The sequence below is a fragment of the Streptomyces buecherae genome (assembly GCF_014295035.1).
GTDB lineage: Bacteria > Actinomycetota > Actinomycetes > Streptomycetales > Streptomycetaceae > Streptomyces > Streptomyces youssoufiensis.
This window is the reverse complement of sequence record NZ_CP060404.1, coordinates 1815731-1830967: the sequence shown is the minus strand read 5'-3', so window position 1 is coordinate 1830967 and position 15237 is coordinate 1815731. Positions and strand designations below refer to the sequence as shown.

13 protein-coding genes are annotated in these 15237 nt (G+C 74.0%); 6 read left to right on the top strand and 7 right to left on the bottom strand.

The window, feature by feature from the left end:
- Positions 1-41 precede the first annotated feature (41 nt).
- On the top strand, positions 42-1190 hold the full coding sequence (locus H7H31_RS06630) for a helix-turn-helix transcriptional regulator (RefSeq protein WP_187117835.1): 1149 nt from the start codon (positions 42-44) through the stop codon (positions 1188-1190).
- A gap of 12 nt (positions 1191-1202) precedes the next feature.
- Here H7H31_RS06630 and H7H31_RS06625 read toward each other — a convergent pair whose 3' ends face one another.
- Together H7H31_RS06625 and H7H31_RS06620 are read right to left on the bottom strand one after the other, a co-directional pair.
- Positions 1203-2150: a PaaX family transcriptional regulator gene (locus H7H31_RS06625; RefSeq protein ID WP_187060253.1), complete on the bottom strand. Its 948-nt coding sequence runs from the start codon at positions 2148-2150 to the stop codon at positions 1203-1205.
- Positions 2151-2154: 4 nt separating this feature from the next.
- A complete protein-coding gene (locus H7H31_RS06620) occupies positions 2155-3786 on the bottom strand; it encodes an AMP-binding protein (protein WP_187060252.1) in 1632 nt (543 codons plus the stop codon).
- Positions 3787-3903: 117 nt separating this feature from the next.
- Between H7H31_RS06620 and H7H31_RS06615 the strand changes: the two genes are divergently transcribed.
- Positions 3904-5217, top strand: coding sequence for an acyl-CoA dehydrogenase family protein (locus H7H31_RS06615; RefSeq protein ID WP_187060251.1), 1314 nt, complete (start codon positions 3904-3906; stop codon positions 5215-5217).
- On the top strand, positions 5214-5702 hold the full coding sequence (locus H7H31_RS06610) for a RidA family protein (RefSeq protein ID WP_187117834.1): 489 nt from the start codon (positions 5214-5216) through the stop codon (positions 5700-5702). Before H7H31_RS06615 ends, H7H31_RS06610 begins: the two co-directional genes overlap by 4 nt.
- 423 nt (positions 5703-6125) lie before the next feature.
- On the opposite strand, the gene H7H31_RS06605 is transcribed toward H7H31_RS06610, so the two are convergent.
- The 4 genes from H7H31_RS06605 to H7H31_RS06590 form a co-directional block, all read right to left on the bottom strand.
- Positions 6126-7193, bottom strand: coding sequence for a FecCD family ABC transporter permease (locus tag H7H31_RS06605; RefSeq protein ID WP_187063178.1), 1068 nt, complete (start codon positions 7191-7193; stop codon positions 6126-6128).
- Positions 7193-8224, bottom strand: a complete 1032-nt coding sequence (locus tag H7H31_RS06600) for a FecCD family ABC transporter permease (protein ID WP_187063177.1) — start codon at positions 8222-8224, stop codon at positions 7193-7195. Before H7H31_RS06600 ends, H7H31_RS06605 begins: the two co-directional genes overlap by 1 nt.
- Positions 8225-8240: 16 nt before the next feature.
- Positions 8241-9305: an iron-siderophore ABC transporter substrate-binding protein gene (locus H7H31_RS06595; protein ID WP_176164588.1), complete on the bottom strand. Its 1065-nt coding sequence runs from the start codon at positions 9303-9305 to the stop codon at positions 8241-8243.
- Positions 9306-9701: 396 nt separating this feature from the next.
- On the bottom strand, positions 9702-11231 hold the full coding sequence (locus H7H31_RS06590; RefSeq protein ID WP_176164589.1) for a helix-turn-helix domain-containing protein: 1530 nt from the start codon (positions 11229-11231) through the stop codon (positions 9702-9704).
- Between the two features lie 401 nt (positions 11232-11632).
- On the opposite strand from H7H31_RS06590, the gene H7H31_RS06585 reads away from it, so the two are divergent.
- Positions 11633-12247, top strand: a complete 615-nt coding sequence (locus H7H31_RS06585; RefSeq protein WP_187063176.1) for an ML domain-containing protein — start codon at positions 11633-11635, stop codon at positions 12245-12247.
- 390 nt (positions 12248-12637) lie between these two features.
- On the opposite strand, the gene H7H31_RS06580 is transcribed toward H7H31_RS06585, so the two are convergent.
- Positions 12638-13402: a class I SAM-dependent methyltransferase gene (locus H7H31_RS06580; protein WP_187063175.1), complete on the bottom strand. Its 765-nt coding sequence runs from the start codon at positions 13400-13402 to the stop codon at positions 12638-12640.
- A gap of 217 nt (positions 13403-13619) precedes the next feature.
- Between H7H31_RS06580 and H7H31_RS06575 the strand changes: the two genes are divergently transcribed.
- Together H7H31_RS06575 and H7H31_RS06570 are read left to right on the top strand one after the other, a co-directional pair.
- Positions 13620-14522, top strand: a complete 903-nt coding sequence (locus H7H31_RS06575; protein ID WP_187063174.1) for an aminoglycoside phosphotransferase family protein — start codon at positions 13620-13622, stop codon at positions 14520-14522.
- Between the two features lie 67 nt (positions 14523-14589).
- A complete protein-coding gene (locus tag H7H31_RS06570; protein ID WP_187063173.1) occupies positions 14590-15174 on the top strand; it encodes a short chain dehydrogenase in 585 nt (194 codons plus the stop codon).
- The last annotated feature ends 63 nt before the right edge of the window (positions 15175-15237 follow it).

Genomic DNA, 15237 nt, shown 5'->3' with positions numbered 1-15237 from the left:
GTGGCCAGCTACTGGCCGCTTCTCGTGCCAGGGTGGCCGCCATGGTCGAGACCACGGCGGCACGCCTGCTGCTCCTGCTGTCCCTGTTCCAGTCGCGTCGCGAGTGGCCCGGTGCGGCGCTGGCCCAGCGGCTCGCGGTGAGCCCGCGCACCGTACGTCGGGACGTGGAGCGGCTGCGCGCGCTCGGCTACCCGGTGCACGTCACCAAGGGCCCGGGCGGCGCCTACCGGTTGGGCGCGGGGGCGCGACTGCCGCCGTTGCTCTTCGACGACGACCAGGCGCTGGCCATCGCCGTCGCGCTCCAGACCGCCCCGGTGACGGTCGCCGGCATCGCGGAGGCCGCCGACCGCGCCCTGGCCACCATCCGCCAGGTGCTGCCGACCTCGCTGCGCCACCGGATCGACGCGGTGCGCGTCACCGCGATCGACAACGCCTGGGACTTCGCCGCACCCCCGGTCGCCCCCGACCTGCTGCTCGCTTTGGGCACCGCCATACGCCACCACTCCGTGCTGACCTTCGCCTACGCGAGCGCGACGCCCCCGCCCGACCCGACCCCCACTGCTCCACCCGTCACCGCTCCGCCCCCATCCGAAGCGGCCTCGACCGGTCCGGCCGCCACCGCTCCACCCCCGAGCGATCCGCCGCCGAGCCACCCGACGGCCGTGGCGCGGCGCGTGGAACCGCACCAACTCGCCGTGTGGTCCGGGCGTTGGTACCTCCTCGCGTGGGACATCGGCCGTGGCGCGTGGGCCGCCTTCCGGGTGGACCGGATCGCCCTCGGCCCGGCCACCGCCGCCCGCTTCACGCCGCGCCCACTGCCGAGTACGGACCCCACGGCGTTCATCACCGGCGAACTCGACCGGGGCGACACCCCCGACCACTGGCCCTGCCGCGGCCAGGTGCTCCTCGACGCGCCGGCCGCCGTGATCGCCCGCTGGGCGCCGGGCGGCGCGCTGGTCGAGAAGGTCGGCCCGAACCGTTGCCGGCTCACCCTCGGCGCCTGGTCGTGGACCGGACTCGCGGCCCTGTTCGGCACCTTCGGCAGCGACATCGAGGTGGTCGGCCCGCGCGAACTGGCCACCGCCTGCGCCACCCTGGCCCGCCGCTACGCCGCCGCCAGCCGCTGCCTGCCGGATCCGGCGGCGGGCCGGGCGCCGGACCCGGCGGCGGGGACCGTGGTACGGGAGTGACCCGCGCGGGCCTCAGCCCGCCGCCCCGTCCCGCGCGAACGCGGCGCCCGCGTCCCGCAGTCGCTCGTGCAGTCCGGCGAAGACGCGGGCCGAGCGCTCGCCCGGCCAGTCCTTCGGCAGCAGCGCGGGCGGCAACCCCGGGTCGGCGTAGGGGAGCGCGCGCCAGGAGTCGAGGGCCAGCAGGTAGTCCCGGTAGGCGTCGGCCGGCGGCACGGTGGTCCGCCGCGACCAGCGCCGGAGCACCGGCTCGTGGGTGGCGAGGAACGCGTGGTGCCGGGCGGCCAGCGCCTCCAGGTCCCACCACCGGCGCACCGCGTCCGCCGTCGCCTCGAACCCCGCGTGCGCCCCCCGGAACAGGTCCACGTACCCGTCAAGGCCGAGTCGGCGCAGAGTGTGTCGGGTCTCCTCGTACAGGTGGGCGGGGGCGATCCACACGCCAGGGGCGGCGGTGCCGAAGCCGAGCCGGGCCAGCCGGGAGCGCAGCAGGTGCCGCTTGTTGCGCTCGTGTTCCGGCACCGAGAAGACCGCCAGCAACCAGTCGCCGGGCGCGGCTGCCCCGCCGCCCGGCACGCCGGCGGCGCCGGGCGCGTCGGCAGCGTCAGCGGCATCGGGAGCATCGGAGGCATCGGGGGCGCCGGCGGGGCGCGTGGTCAGTCGGTAGGCGCCCAGGCGGCCGTAGATGCGCCGGTCGCCGTCGTCGAGGAGTTGAACGGCGTCCGGCGACGGCGCGTAACCGGCCGCGCCCCGCGCCGTCTTCGCGGCGACCAGCAGCCCGCGCCGCTTGAGCCGGGAGACCGCGGAGCGCACCGACGGCGGGTCCACGCCCACCGCGCCGAGCAGCCGGATCAGCGCCGCCACCGGCACCGTCTCGGGTTCACCGCCGGCGCCGCGGCCGTAGGCGCCGTAGTACGTCACGATCAGGGAGCGCGGGGTGTGCTGCTGGGCGAGCGGATCGGTCACGCGGTCACTGTAGAGCCGTCCCGGACCCGTCCTCGCGCAGCCGGTACCGCTGGAGCTTGCCGGTGGGGGTGCGCGGCAGCGCGGGCAGGAACCGGAACTCGCGGGGGCACTTGTACGGGGCCAGTTCGGCCCGGGCGAACTCCCTGAGCGCCGCCGCCGCGTCGGGCCCCGGCGGCGCGCCCGGGCGCAACACCACGTGCGCGACGACCACGGCGCCGCGCACCTCGTCGGGCCGCCCGGTGACCGCGGCCTCGACCACGTCGGGGTGGCGCAGCAATGTCTCCTCCACCTCCGGGCCCGCGATGTTGTACCCGGCGGAGATGATCATGTCGTCCGTGCGGGCCACGAAGCGGAAGTAGCCGTCGGGCTCGCGGACGTAGGTGTCGCCGGTGAGGTTCCAGCCGTCGCGCACGTACTCCCGCTGCCGCTCGTCCGCGAGGTAGCGGCAGCCGGTGGGGCCGCGCACCGCGAGCAGGCCGGGTTCGCCGTCCGGCACCGGCGTCCCGTCGCCGCCCACCACGCGCGCCTCGAAGCCGGGCACCGGGACGCCGGTGGTGCCGGGGCGGATCGCGTCGTCGGCCGCGGCGATGAAGATGTGCAGCAACTCGGTGGCGCCGATGCCGTTGATCAGCCGCAGCCCGGTCGCCGCGTGCCAGGCGTGCCACAGCGCGGCGGGCAGGTTCTCGCCCGCCGACACGCAGCGCCGCAGCGAGGAGACGTCGTGCCCCGCCAACTGCCCCAGCATCGCCCGGTACGCGGTGGGCGCGGTGAACAACACCGAGACCCGGTGCTCGGCGATGTCACGCAACAGCTTGGCCGGGCCGGCCCACGGGTCCAGGAGCGCCGACGCGCCGGCCCGCAGCGGGAAGATCACCAGGCCGCCGAGGCCGAAGGTGAAGCCCAGCGGTGGGCTGCCCGCGAAGACGTCGTCCGGACGGGGCCGCAGCACCCGCGCCGAGAACGTGTCCGCGACGGCCAGCACGTCCCGGTGGAAGTGCAGGCACCCCTTGGGCCGCCCGGTGGTGCCCGAGGTGAAGGCGATCAGCGCCACGTCGTCGGCGGCCGTCGGCACCGCCTCGTACGCGGCGGGCCGGGCGACGGCCAGGCGCAGCAGGTCGTCGGGGGCGGACGAGCCGTACGCGGCGATCCGCAGCCCCGGCACGCCGGCCTGCTCCAGGTGGTCGAGGCAGTCGGCGGCGCACACCGCGTGCCGCACCCGGGCCAACGCGCAGATGGTGGCCAACTCCTGGGGGCGCTGGTTGGCCAGCACGGTCACCGCGACGGCGCCCGCCTTGAGCACCGCGAGCCAGCAGGCGGCCAGCCACGGCGAGGTGGGGCCGCGCAACAACACCCGGTTCCCCGGCCGTATCCCGAGGTCGTCGGTGAGCGCGTGCGCGAGCCGATCGACCCGCGCCCGCAGTTCACCGTACGTCCAACGCTGCCCGCCGGCGCCGCGCAGCGCGACCCGGTCGGCCCCACGTCTGCCGTCGGACTCGGCGAGCAGTTCGACGGCGCAGTTGAGCCGGTCCGGGTAGCTGGGCGCGGGCGGATCGCGCAGCAGGGCGGGCCACGCGTCCGGGGGTGGCAGGTGGTCCCGGGTGAAGGTGTCGGTGTGCGCCGACGGCGTGAGCTCCATGGCGGATGCGCCCCCTTGGACCGATGGGGAAGTGCGGCAGTCCTGTCCCGAAGATGCTTCGTCAGCGTAACGTGTTGGTGACGGCAGTCAACATGTCGCGATAAAGGAGGGGTGTCGATGAGCGCCTTCGCCCTCGATCCGCAACAGCGCCAGTGGTGCGCCACGCTGCGCGCCGTCGCCGCCGACCAGTTGCGCCCACTGGCCGAGCGCGGCGCCCCCGGACGGGTGAACCGGCCGCTGGTGACGGCCCTCGGCGAGCTGGGCCTGCTGCGCCGACTCTTCCCCACGGCCACAGCCGACCCGGGTGCGGAACCGGGCGCGGCTGCCGACCCGGGTACGGAACCGAAAGGCGATGCCGGCGTGGAAGCCGAGCCCGGACCCGGCGTTCGTGCCGGCGAGGGTGCCGGCGGTGGGCCGAGCGCGGCGCGCGCCCTCGACCTGTGCCTCCTGCGCGAATCGTTGGCCACCCAGTGCGCGGAGGCCGAGACCGCCCTCGCCCTCCAGGCCCTCGGCTGCTACCCGGTGGTCCAGTCCGGCACCGCCGAGCAGCGCGCCCGCTGGCTGCCCGAGGTCATCGCCGGGCGCGCGGTGGCCGCGTACGCGCTCAGCGAGCCAGCGGCCGGCTCCGACGCCGCGGCCCTCACCCTCGCGGCGCGCCCGGTGGGCCCGGCCCACCCGACGCACGCGACCGCTCCCGAGGCCGCGACCGGAACCGCGACCGCGACCGGCGTCGAGAGCTGGGAGCTGACCGGCGAGAAGTGCTGGATCTCCAACGCCCCCGAGGCCGACTTCTACACCGTCTTCGCCCGCACCACACCCGGCGCCGGCAGTCGGGGCATCACGGCCTTCCTGGTACCCGCCGACCGCCCCGGACTCGGCGGCGAACCACTGGAGATGCTCAGCCCCCACCCCATCGGCCGGCTGACCTTCGACGCCGTGCCGGTCACCCGCGCCGACGTGCTCGGTGAGGTGGACGCCGGGTTCAAGGTCGCCATGCGGACCCTGAACCTGCTGCGCCCCAGCGTCGGCGCCTTCGCCGTCGGCATGGCCCAGCGCGCCCTCGACCTGGCCCTGGTCCACGCGCGAGAGCGCACGGCGTTCGGTGGGCCGCTGCGCGACCTCCAGGCCGTCTCCCACCAACTCGCGGAGATGGCCACCCGCACCGAGGCCGCCCGCCTCCTCGTCTACGCGGCGGCGTCGGCCTACGACAGTGGCCAACCCGACGTCGCCCGCCGCTCGGCCATGGCCAAGCTGCTGGCCACCGAGACCGCGCAGTACGTCGTCGACGCCGCCGTCCAGATCCACGGCGCCCGCGCGCTGGAGCGCGGCCACCCGCTGGAGCACCTGTACCGCGAGGTGCGCGCGCCCAGGATCTACGAGGGCGCGACAGAGGTCCAGCGCACCATCATCGCCAAGGAGCTCTACCGATGACCCCCTCGCCCCCCGCCGACCAGCCACAGCCCCCCGCGCCGGAGCCCGACCCCCACCGCGCGAGCCCACCCGACCACCCCACCGCCCCGCCGCTGCGCCGCGTCAACCCGGCCGAACTCGCCCCGCCCACCGGCTTCTCGCACGCCGTCACCGCCACCGGCGCCCAACTGGTCTTCCTCGCCGGACAGACGGCACTGGACGGCGCGGGTCGACTGGTGGACGGGCCGCTCCCCGACCAGTTCGAGCGCGCCCTGAGCAACCTCCTCACCGCGCTCCGCGCCGCCGGCGGCCGGCCCGAACACCTCGCGCGGGTCACGGTGTACGCCACCGACGTGGCCGACTACCGCGCCCACGCGCCCGAACTCGGCCTCGTCTGGCGCCGCCTGGCGGGCCGCGACTACCCGGCGATGGCCGTCGTGGGCGTGGTCCGCCTGTGGGACGAGCAGGCACGCGTGGAACTGGACGGCATCGCGCTCCTGCCGTGACGGGTCCGCGGCTTCGCGGGCCGGGTGTCGTCGCTGACGGGCCGCGATCGCCGACGCCGGCGCCGCGCCGCAGGCCAGCGCCGTGCGGTGCGCCGAGCGGAGCAGCCCGGCATACGGCTCGGGGCGTACCGCCCCGGCGCGAGTCCACCCCTGGGTGTGTGCGGACGTAGCACCACCGTTGGATGTGCCACCGCCGCCCGGCGGCATAGCGTCTGAGACGTAGCACGGCCGGTGCGGGGGAGGGACACAGGCACCGGCCGCCCGCACGGGGGTGCGTGGCGTGGCGGCGCGCGACCAGCGCCGCCCCGCCACGCGTGGCCCGCGCCCGGCGCACGAGAGTCCGGAAGGAACGAACACCCCATGGAAGAGCCGTACGCGAGCGAGCCGAGGGAGGGGAGGAGGGGCGAGGCGCTGCCGCCCCCGTCACGCCGGCTGCCGCCGCCACTCCCGTACCAACAGGTAGCCGAGGTAGGCGCCCCCGACGGCCATGGTGTAGATCCCCACCGGCAGGTCGTCGAAGAGCGGCAGTTGCTGCGCGGCCAGGTCGGCCGCGACCAGCAGCAGGGCACCGAGCAGCGTGGACACCGCGAGTTGCGGCCCGGTGCTGCGCGTGAGCCGCTTGGCGATCTGCGGAGCCGTGAGGGAGATGAACGCGATGGGACCCGCGACGCTGACCGCGCCCGCGGAGAGCGCGATGGACAGCAGCACGGCCGCGGTCTTCGTACGGCCCGGGTTGGCGCCGAGTCCGGTGGAGAGGTCGTCGCCCATCTCCCCGATGGTCAGCGGCCGGGCCAGCAGCGCGGCCAGCGGGAGGCAGCCGAGCAGGACGATCCAGATGACCGTGGCGTCGTCCCACGAGCGGGCGGCGAGGCTGCCGTTGACGTACGCGGCCAGGGAGCTGGCCTTGTCCCGCTCCACGGCGTAGACGACGTACTGCGTGACGGCCGTCGCCATGGCCGCCACGCCGATGCCCGCGACGACCAGTCGGCCCGGGCTGCGGAAGCCGGTGCCGGTCGAGACGTAGACCAGCCCCATCGCGAGCAGCGCGCCGAGCAGCGCGCCCACGGACGCCGGCACGACGTCGGGCAGGAACAGCGCGACGGTCGCCGCGCCCGCGCCGGCACCGGCGCCGAGCCCGATGACGTCCGGGCTGCCCAGCGGGTTGCGGGTGACGGACTGGAAGAGCGCGCCGGAGAGGCCGAAGGCCGCGCCGGTGGCGATCGCGACGGCGAGGCGCGGGCCGCGCAGCCGGTCGAAGACGAAGGCGTCCTTGCCGGTGGCCTCGCCGAGCAGCACGCTCGGAATGTCGGCCAGTTCGATGCCGAGCCGGCCCATGGTCAGCGTCGCCGCCGCCGCGACGCCCAGCAGGACCAGCGTCGCCAGGCCGACCACCACGGCCGAGACGTGGAAGGGCACGGCGACCCGGGTTCCGATCCGCAGCGTCCCGCGACGCGGCCCGGAGCGCCGGGTCAGCGGCTGGGTGGTCGTCATCAGGCCCCCCTCATCCGACGTACGGCCAACAGCAGCGCGGGCGCCCCGACACAGGCGGTGACGACGCCCACCATCAGCTCCTGCGGGCGTAGCACCACCCTGCCGATCACGTCGGCGAGCAACAGCAGCGAGGGGCCGGCCAGGGCCGAGAACAGCAACTGGAGCCGGAAGTCCGCGCCCACCAGGGCGCGTACGAGGTGGGGCACGGCGAGCCCGACGAACGCGATGGGGCCCACCGCCGCCGTCGCCGACGCGCTCAGCAGCGTCGCGGCGAGCAGGCCGGCGCCCTTGACGCGGGCGGGGCTGATACCCAGCGAGGTGGCCTTGTCGTCGCCCATGGCCATGGCGTTCAGGCTCGGCCCGAGGAGGAGCGCGACCGCGAGGCCGGTACCGGCGAAGGGCAGGACCGACCAGAACACCTCCCAGCCGCGACCACCGAGCGCGCCCACCACCCAGTAGCGGTAGGTGTCGAAGACCTTGGGCCGGGAGAGGGTGACGGCCTGGATGAACGCGGCGAGCACGGCACTGAGCACCGCGCCGGCCAGCACCAGGCGCACCGGGTTGGTACGGCCGCCCGCCGTGCCGATCACGTGTACGGCGACGCCCGCGAGGAGCGCGCCGGGCAGCGCCCACCACATCGTCTCCCGCTGCCCGGTGGCGCCGAGGTAGGCGGTGGCCGCGACGATGCTCGCCGAGGCACCCGCGTTGATGCCGAGCAACCCGGGTTCGGCCAGCGGGTTGCGGGTGACGCCCTGCATGAGCGTGCCCGCGACGGCCAGGCAGACACCGGCGAGCACGCCGATCGCGGTGCGCGGGTAGCGGCTCTCCACGACGGTGCGCACATAGCTGTCGCCGCCCCCGGTGAGCACATCGAGCACGTCGGAGGCGGCGGTCGGCTTGCTGCCGTACATGACGCTGGCGAACAGGGCGACCGCCAGCAGGAGCAGGCACCCGATCAGGGCGAGGGAGAGCCCGGCAGGGCCCCGACGCTGTGCGCCGGGGCCCTGCCGGGCAGCAGAGGCTGTGGTCACGCTCGCAGCTCCGCGGCTACTTGCCGGACTTGGCGACGGCCGCGTCGATCAGGGGCAGGTACCGCTCGATGCTGTACGGCACCGTCAGCGGGTTGAGCATCGAGGAGGCGGTGACGAAGGACTGGTCCTTGCTGGAGACGAGCGCGCCCTTCTTCACCGCGGGGATCGCGGCGTACAGCGGCTGCGCCTCGATCTCCTTGCGGGTCTTGTCGTCGGTGTAGAAGGTGAAGGCCACGTCGCTCTTCTTGAGCTTGTCGGCGTTCTCCAGGCCGATCAGCGCCGAGTCGGTGCCCTCGGTCTCCTTGAAGGTGTTGACGACCGGGTCGACCTTCAGACCCAGCTTGGAGACCATCTCCACGCGCTGCTCCTGCGGCTTGAAGACGCCGAGGGTGCCGGGGCCCGAGGTGTAGATGTAGGAGAACGTGACGTTCTTGTAGTTCGGCTTCTTCGCGGCGGCGTCGGCGAGCTGCTTGTCGATCTTCGCCGTCAGCTCCTTGGCCTTCTTCGGCTGGCCGAGCGCCTTGGCGATGAGGTCGATCTGCTGGTCCCAGTCGGTGCTCCACGCCTTGTCCGGGTAGGCGACGGTGGGAGCGATGTCCTTGAGGATGTCGTACTGCTTCTGCGTGATCCCGGACCACGGGGCGAGGATGACGTCGGGCTCCAGCTCCGTGATGGCCTCGATGTCGAGTTCCTCACCGCCGGTGAACTGCTTGGGCAGCTTCTTCCCTGACTTGGTGACCGCCTCGTGGATCCACGGCAGGTAGCCGGTCTTGTCGCTGCCCCACTCGTACTTCTCGATGCCCACCGGTACGTTGCCGAGCGCGATGGCCGTCTCCGCGGAGCCCTGGCCCAGGGTCACGACGCGCTGGGGCTTCTCCTTGATCTCGGCCTTGCCGAGCGCGCTCTTGATGGTGACCGGGAAGGCCCCGGCCTCGGCCGGGGCGCCCGCGTTCGCCGCGTCCTTCTTGCCGTCGTCGTCCTTGTCGTCCGAGCCACAGCCCGTGACCAGCAGGGTCAGCGAAACGGCTCCGGCCGCGGCCACGGCGGCCCGGCGGCGCAGGGAGGTCAGCAGAATGGGCATCGCGGAAGATCCTCGTTCTCAGGCACCAGGCGTCGGAACCACCTCCCGCCGGCCCGCCCCAGGGTCAGGTTTCGGCCTGGGGCGGGAGCGCGACGGCAGGCAGCCGACGAAGATTTTAGGTGAGCCTAACCTACGTAGACCGCGACGAACATCGCCCCCTACCTGCCCCGCAGTGGGCGGCCCGGGCGCGCGGCGAGCCCGAAGGGCGCCAAAAGGCCGACTCGACCAAGAATTCCTTTGGCCGATAAGGGCGTTGCGGCCAGAAGCGAAGTGATCTAGGAGCGACGGCGGGCGTGGGGGAGAGGCCACCGACGCGGCACACCGCCCCCACTCCTCGCGACCGCGGGCCGACGCACGGTGCGGGGGGCGGCGTCGTCCCGCCGGCACGCCCGGCCGCTAGATGTCCCGGAAGATCTCGATCTGGGCGCCGATCGAGTTCAGCCGCTCGGCCAGGTCCTCGTAGCCGCGGTTGATCACGTAGACGTTGCGCAGTACCGAGGTGCCCTCGGCCGCCATCATCGCGAGCAGCACCACCACGGCGGGCCGCAGCGCGGGCGGGCACATCATCTCCGCGGAGCGCCACCGGGTGGGGCCCTCGACCAGCACCCGGTGCGGGTCGAGCAGCTTGACGCTGGCACCGAGCCGGGTCAGGTCGGTGAGGTAGATGGCGCGGTTGTCGTAGACCCAGTCGTGGATCAGCGTCGAGCCCTGCGCGCTGGCCGCGATCGCCGCGAAGAAGGGCACGTTGTCGATGTTGATGCCGGGGAACGGCATCGGGTGGATCTTGTCGAGCGGCGCGCTCAGCTTGGACGGGCGGACCGTCAGGTCGATCAGCCGGGTGCGGCCGTTGTCCGCCGGGTACTCCGCGCTGCGCTCGTGGTCGAGGCCCATCTCCTCGAGGACCGCGAGCTCGATCTCCAGGAACTCCACCGGGACGCGTCGGATCGTCAGCTCCGACTGGGTCACCACGGCCGCCGCGAGCAGGCTCATCGCCTCGACCGGGTCCTCGGACGGCGCGTAGTCCACGTCGCGGTCGATGTGCGCGACGCCGTGCACGGTCAGGGTCGTGGTGCCCACGCCCTCCACCCGCACGCCCAACTGCTCAAGGAAGAAGCACAGGTCCTGGACCATGTAGTTGGAGCTGGCGTTGCGGATGACGGTGACGCCGTCGTGCCGGGCGGCGGCCAGCAGGGCGTTCTCGGTCACGGTGTCGCCGCGCTCGGTCAGCACGATGGGCCGGACGGGGGAGACCTCGCGGTTGACCTCGGCGTGGTACGTACCCTCGGTCGCGGTGACCTCGAGGCCGAAGTGGCGCAGCGCCGTCATGTGCGGCTGGACGGTGCGGGTGCCCAGGTCGCAACCGCCCGCGTACGGGATGCGGAACCGGTCGAGGCGGTGCAGCAGCGGGCCGAGGAACATGATGACGCTGCGGGTCCGCCGGGCGGCGTCGGTGTCCATGGCGGCGAGGTTCAGCTCGGCCGGCGGCACGATCTCCAGGTCGTTGCCGTCGTTGATCCAGCGGGCGCGTACGCCGATGCTGCCGAGCACCTCCAGGATGCGGTAGACCTCCTCGATCCGGGCGACCCGACGCAGCGTGGTGCGGCCCGCGTTGAGCAGCGAGGCGCACAGCAGCGCCACGCACGCGTTCTTGCTGGTCTTGACGTCGATCGCGCCGGAGAGCTGCCGGCCTCCGACGACCCGCAGGTGCATCGGGCCCGCGTAGCCGAGGGACACGATCTCGCTGTCCAGGGCCTCGCCGATGCGGGCGATCATCTCAAGGCTGATGTTCTGATTTCCGCGTTCGATGCGGTTGACGGCGCTCTGGCTGGTGCCGAGTGCCTCCGCTAGCTCCGTCTGCGTCCAGCCACGGTGCTGGCGGGCGTCGCGGATGAGCTTCCCGATGCGGGCGAGGTAGGCGTCTGTCATGAGATCAATATTATCTCAGATATGAGATGTGCTCATGTTGCGGTGGTGCACGGCGTGCCGCGCGGGACCCGCGATGAGCGGGCGGCGCGGCGAGAGCCCCGAGGCGACTGTGACACGGCCCTGCGGCCCGCGCCCGCGCTGCCGAGACCGGTCCCCTCCGGCCGTGGCGAGCACCGCGCGGGCCGGGGGCGCGGCCGGTGCGTCCCTGTCCAGAGTTGCCGCGCGGACGGCACTTCGCGCAATGAATTGCCAAAACACTGTCATTGTTGCGCCGGTCGAGTGCCTCTTACGGTGCTGGTGGCTGGAACGCCTACGCCACGCACAGGCGAGTCGCTGTCCGCACTTCCGTGAGTCGCCGTACCTCCCGTAAGTCGCCCGCACTTCCTGAAAGAGGTCTCACCATGCGCAATTCCCTTGCCCATCGTGCGCGATCCGTCGTCACCCGCCGCCCGCGGCGGACGCTCGGCGCGGCGATCGGCGCGGGTGCCGTGCTGTTCGGCGTGCTCGCGGTGCCGAGCGCCGGCGCCGCCGATGAGAAGAGCTCGCCCGAGACCTCGTCTTCGGTGCGGTTCCCGGCCAGCCCGCGCGCCGGGCACGCGGCCCCGGCCTCGGACGAGATCTCCAAGGTGCGGGTGACCCGGAACGAGGTGCCGGTCAAGCCCGGCAGCAAGACGAAGGTCACCGTCACGGTGGACTCGCCGGAGGCGGGCCACATCTGGGTCTACCTGGACCGCGTGCACGTCGGTGACATGGGCAAGCAGTGGGCCAACGGCCCGCACCCGGGCCTGACCGCCAAGCCCAACAAGAAGTGCGTGTTCTTCACCGACCCGGAGAAGATCGGCATAGGCACCGGCTTCAAGTGTCCGACACCCAAGGGCCACTCGAAGGTCGTCTTCACCGCCAAGGTGCCCAAGAACCTTCCCTCCGGCTCGGTGGCGTTCTTCGACGCCTACCACCAGATCGGCTCGTCCATGTGGAACGCCGGCTCCTTCTCGGGCGGCTTCGGCGTCAAGTAACCCCGAGACCCGTGCGCCGCCCCACCCACGCGGCGCACCCCGCGACACCGCCCCGCGTCCCCCACGCGGCCCAAGCCCGGCGCGGACGGACACCCGCTCGCGAGCCCCCTCGCGTCCGCCCGCGCCGGAACCCGACACTGTCGCAACCCGGCACGGTCAGAACTCGGCAGGTCCGGAAGCCGACACCGTCAGCACCCGACACGGCCGGCCCCCGTACCGGAGCCGTAGCCGCTACGTCCCACCGTGCCCGCCCGCACGACCCGGCGCGCGCGACGAACACCAGCCCGCCACGCCCCGTACGAGGCCCGCCGGCACGCTCCCGGACGCGCTCGCTCCACCCCGCCCGCCCGGAAACGCGCCCGCGCGGAACAGCGGAACAGCGGCCGGAGGTCAGCCGCGCGCCAGCACGGCGACGTCATAGCGCTCGCACACGGCGCGCGCCGGCTCGTCCGCGCGCGCCACGGCGTCCGCCCGCATGCGCTCAAGGCCCGCCGCGAACTCCGCCGGCGACAGGTGGCCGAACTTCGACTGCGGCCGGTCGCGCAGCCGCGCCGCGTACTCACCCAGGCTCGCGGCCACGGGCTGCGCGAAGGACGTGACCGTACGGGCGGTGAAGCCCGCCTCCGCGAAGTCGGCCAGCACCTCCGCCTGGCCGGGGAACCGCGCGCCGTCGGTGGCGCGCAGCCGTGGCCAGTAGTCGTAGACCAGCGCGTCCAGCCGCTCCCGGAAGGTCGTCCGGAGCACCACGACGCCGGCCGGCCGCAGCACGCGCGCCAACTCGCGCGCCGCCGCCGGCCGGTCGGGCAGGTGGTGGACGACGCGGGAGAGGAGCGCGATGTCGAACGCCCCGTCGGCCAGCGGCAGCCGTTCGGCGGTGCCGGCGACGAGGCGGGCCCGACCACCCGCCGTCGCCTCGCGGGCCGCGCGGAGCATGGCCGGCGAGGGCTCGACGCCCACCACGCGCGACGCCCGCTGGTACCGGTCGAGCGCCGCGCAGAACATGCCCGTGCCCGCGCCGACGTCGAGCCAGGCCGGCGCGGGGCGGGGCGCGAACGACCCGACGAACTCCGCCCACGCCCTCAGCGACGCCTCCGGCATCGCGTTCCCGCTGTGGTAGGCGTCGGCCAGGCGCGTGTCGTCATGGACCCGGGTCATCGCCCGATCCTCGCCGGCCACGCCGCGCCGCGGCAAGACCACCCAGGCCGGCGCGGGCCCTTCGCGACGTGGGCGCTGACACGCCGGCGCACCGGACGCGCCGACGAACCGGACGCGCCAACGAACCGGACGCCCGGCGACCCGGGCCGGCGTCGAGCGGCGCCCGGCGGGCCGAAAATGACCTGCCGTCGGCCGCGCGCTTTGCGAGGATGCGGCCATGCCAGCGACCAGGATGCACGCCGACGAGGTGCTGACCGACTCCGCCCTGGTGCGCCGCCTGGTGCGCGGGCAGTTCCCGCAGTGGGCCGAACTGCCGGTCACCCCGGTCGACTCCTACGGCACCGACCACGCCGTCTACCGCCTCGGCGACCACCTGTCCGTCCGCCTGCCGCGCATCAGCGGGGCCACCCGACAGGCGGTGCGCGAAGCGCGGTGGCTGCCCAGGCTCGCGCCGCTGCTGCCGCTCGCGATCCCGGTCCAGGTGGCGACGGGCCGTCCCGCCGAGGGTTACCCGTACGACTGGTCGGTCTACGAGTGGCTGCCCGGCGAGAACGCCAACGGCACGCTGACGGACCTGGAACGGGCGGCCGTGGACCTCGCCGCGTTCATCACCGCGCTGCGCCGCGCGGACCCGACCGGCGCCCACCGGCGTTCGACCGGCAGCCGGGGCGCGCCGTTGGCCGAGTTGGACGAGCAGGTGCGTCGCTCGATCGCCCAACTCGGCGACCGTGTCGACGGCGCCGCCGCCCTCGCCTCCTGGGAGGAGTCGCTGCACGCCCCCGCGTGGTCCGGCCCCGAGCTCTGGCTCCACGGCGACCTGCTGCCGGGCAACCTGCTGGTGACCGACGGGCGGCTGTCGGCCGTCATCGACTTCGGCTGCCTGAACGTCGGCGACCCCGCCTGCGACCTCCAGCCCGCGTGGAACGTCTTCGCCGGGGCCAGCCGGGAGCGGTTCCGGGCCGAACTCGCCGTCGACGACGCCGCCTGGCTGCGCGGTCGCGGCTGGGCGCTCTACCAGGCGGTGTCGGCGCTGCCCTACTACTGGGACACCAACCCCGGCATGATCCGCCAGGCCACGAACGCCCTGACCCAGGTGCTGGCCGACAGCGGCACCCGGTGACCACACCGGTTGGCCGGCCGGCGGAATTCGGTCGCCACCGGTGGTGATCGCTTCTAGCCTGCGGCGTATGAAGGTACTCGTGGTCGGTGCGACAGGGACGATCGGCAGCGCGGTCGTCGAGGCGTTGGAGCCCTCCCACGAGGTGGTCAGGGCCTCACGCGGGGGGCCGGTGAAGGTGGACCTGGAGGACCCGGCGTCGCTGGACCCGTTGTTCGCCGAGGTCTCCGGGCTCGACGCGGTGGTGTGCTGCGCCGCCAGCGGTCCGCTGGTGGACCTGGGGACCGTGACCGACGAGGCCGTCGCCGACGGCGTGCGGGGCAAGCTGCTGGGACAGGTGGCGCTGGCCCGGCGAGCGGTGCGCCACCTGCGGGACGGCGGCTCCATCACGCTGACCGGGGGCACCTTCGCCACGCCGCTGGCCGGCGGGTCGCTGGGGGCCCTGGTCAACACGGGCCTGGAGGGCTTCGTCCGCAACACGGCCGCGGAGTTGCCCCGGGGACTGCGGATCAACCTCATCAGCCCGGGCTGGATCAGGGAGACCCTGGAGGGCCTGGGACGGGACGGAGCGGGCGGCACGCCCGTCGCCCGGGTGGCCGAGGCGTACGTGACGGCGGTGGAGAGCGCCGTGCAGGGCCAGGTCTGGCGCTCGTGACGGCCGGTCCCCCGCGCGGTCGCGGGGACCGGGGCATGCCGCGACGGCCTCTCCGTGGCTTCC

Coding starts and splice junctions, on each gene's coding strand:
- H7H31_RS06630 (WP_187117835.1), top strand. CDS start 42: ATGGTCGAGACCACGGCGGCACGCCTGCTGCTCCTGCTGTCCCTGTTC.
- H7H31_RS06620 (WP_187060252.1), bottom strand. CDS start 3,786: ATGGAGCTCACGCCGTCGGCGCACACCGACACCTTCACCCGGGACCAC.
- H7H31_RS06615 (WP_187060251.1), top strand. CDS start 3,904: ATGAGCGCCTTCGCCCTCGATCCGCAACAGCGCCAGTGGTGCGCCACG.
- H7H31_RS06610 (WP_187117834.1), top strand. CDS start 5,214: ATGACCCCCTCGCCCCCCGCCGACCAGCCACAGCCCCCCGCGCCGGAG.
- H7H31_RS06605 (WP_187063178.1), bottom strand. CDS start 7,193: ATGACGACCACCCAGCCGCTGACCCGGCGCTCCGGGCCGCGTCGCGGG.
- H7H31_RS06595 (WP_176164588.1), bottom strand. CDS start 9,305: ATGCCCATTCTGCTGACCTCCCTGCGCCGCCGGGCCGCCGTGGCCGCG.
- H7H31_RS06590 (WP_176164589.1), bottom strand. CDS start 11,231: ATGACAGACGCCTACCTCGCCCGCATCGGGAAGCTCATCCGCGACGCC.
- H7H31_RS06585 (WP_187063176.1), top strand. CDS start 11,633: ATGCGCAATTCCCTTGCCCATCGTGCGCGATCCGTCGTCACCCGCCGC.
- H7H31_RS06580 (WP_187063175.1), bottom strand. CDS start 13,402: ATGACCCGGGTCCATGACGACACGCGCCTGGCCGACGCCTACCACAGC.
- H7H31_RS06575 (WP_187063174.1), top strand. CDS start 13,620: ATGCCAGCGACCAGGATGCACGCCGACGAGGTGCTGACCGACTCCGCC.
- H7H31_RS06570 (WP_187063173.1), top strand. CDS start 14,590: ATGAAGGTACTCGTGGTCGGTGCGACAGGGACGATCGGCAGCGCGGTC.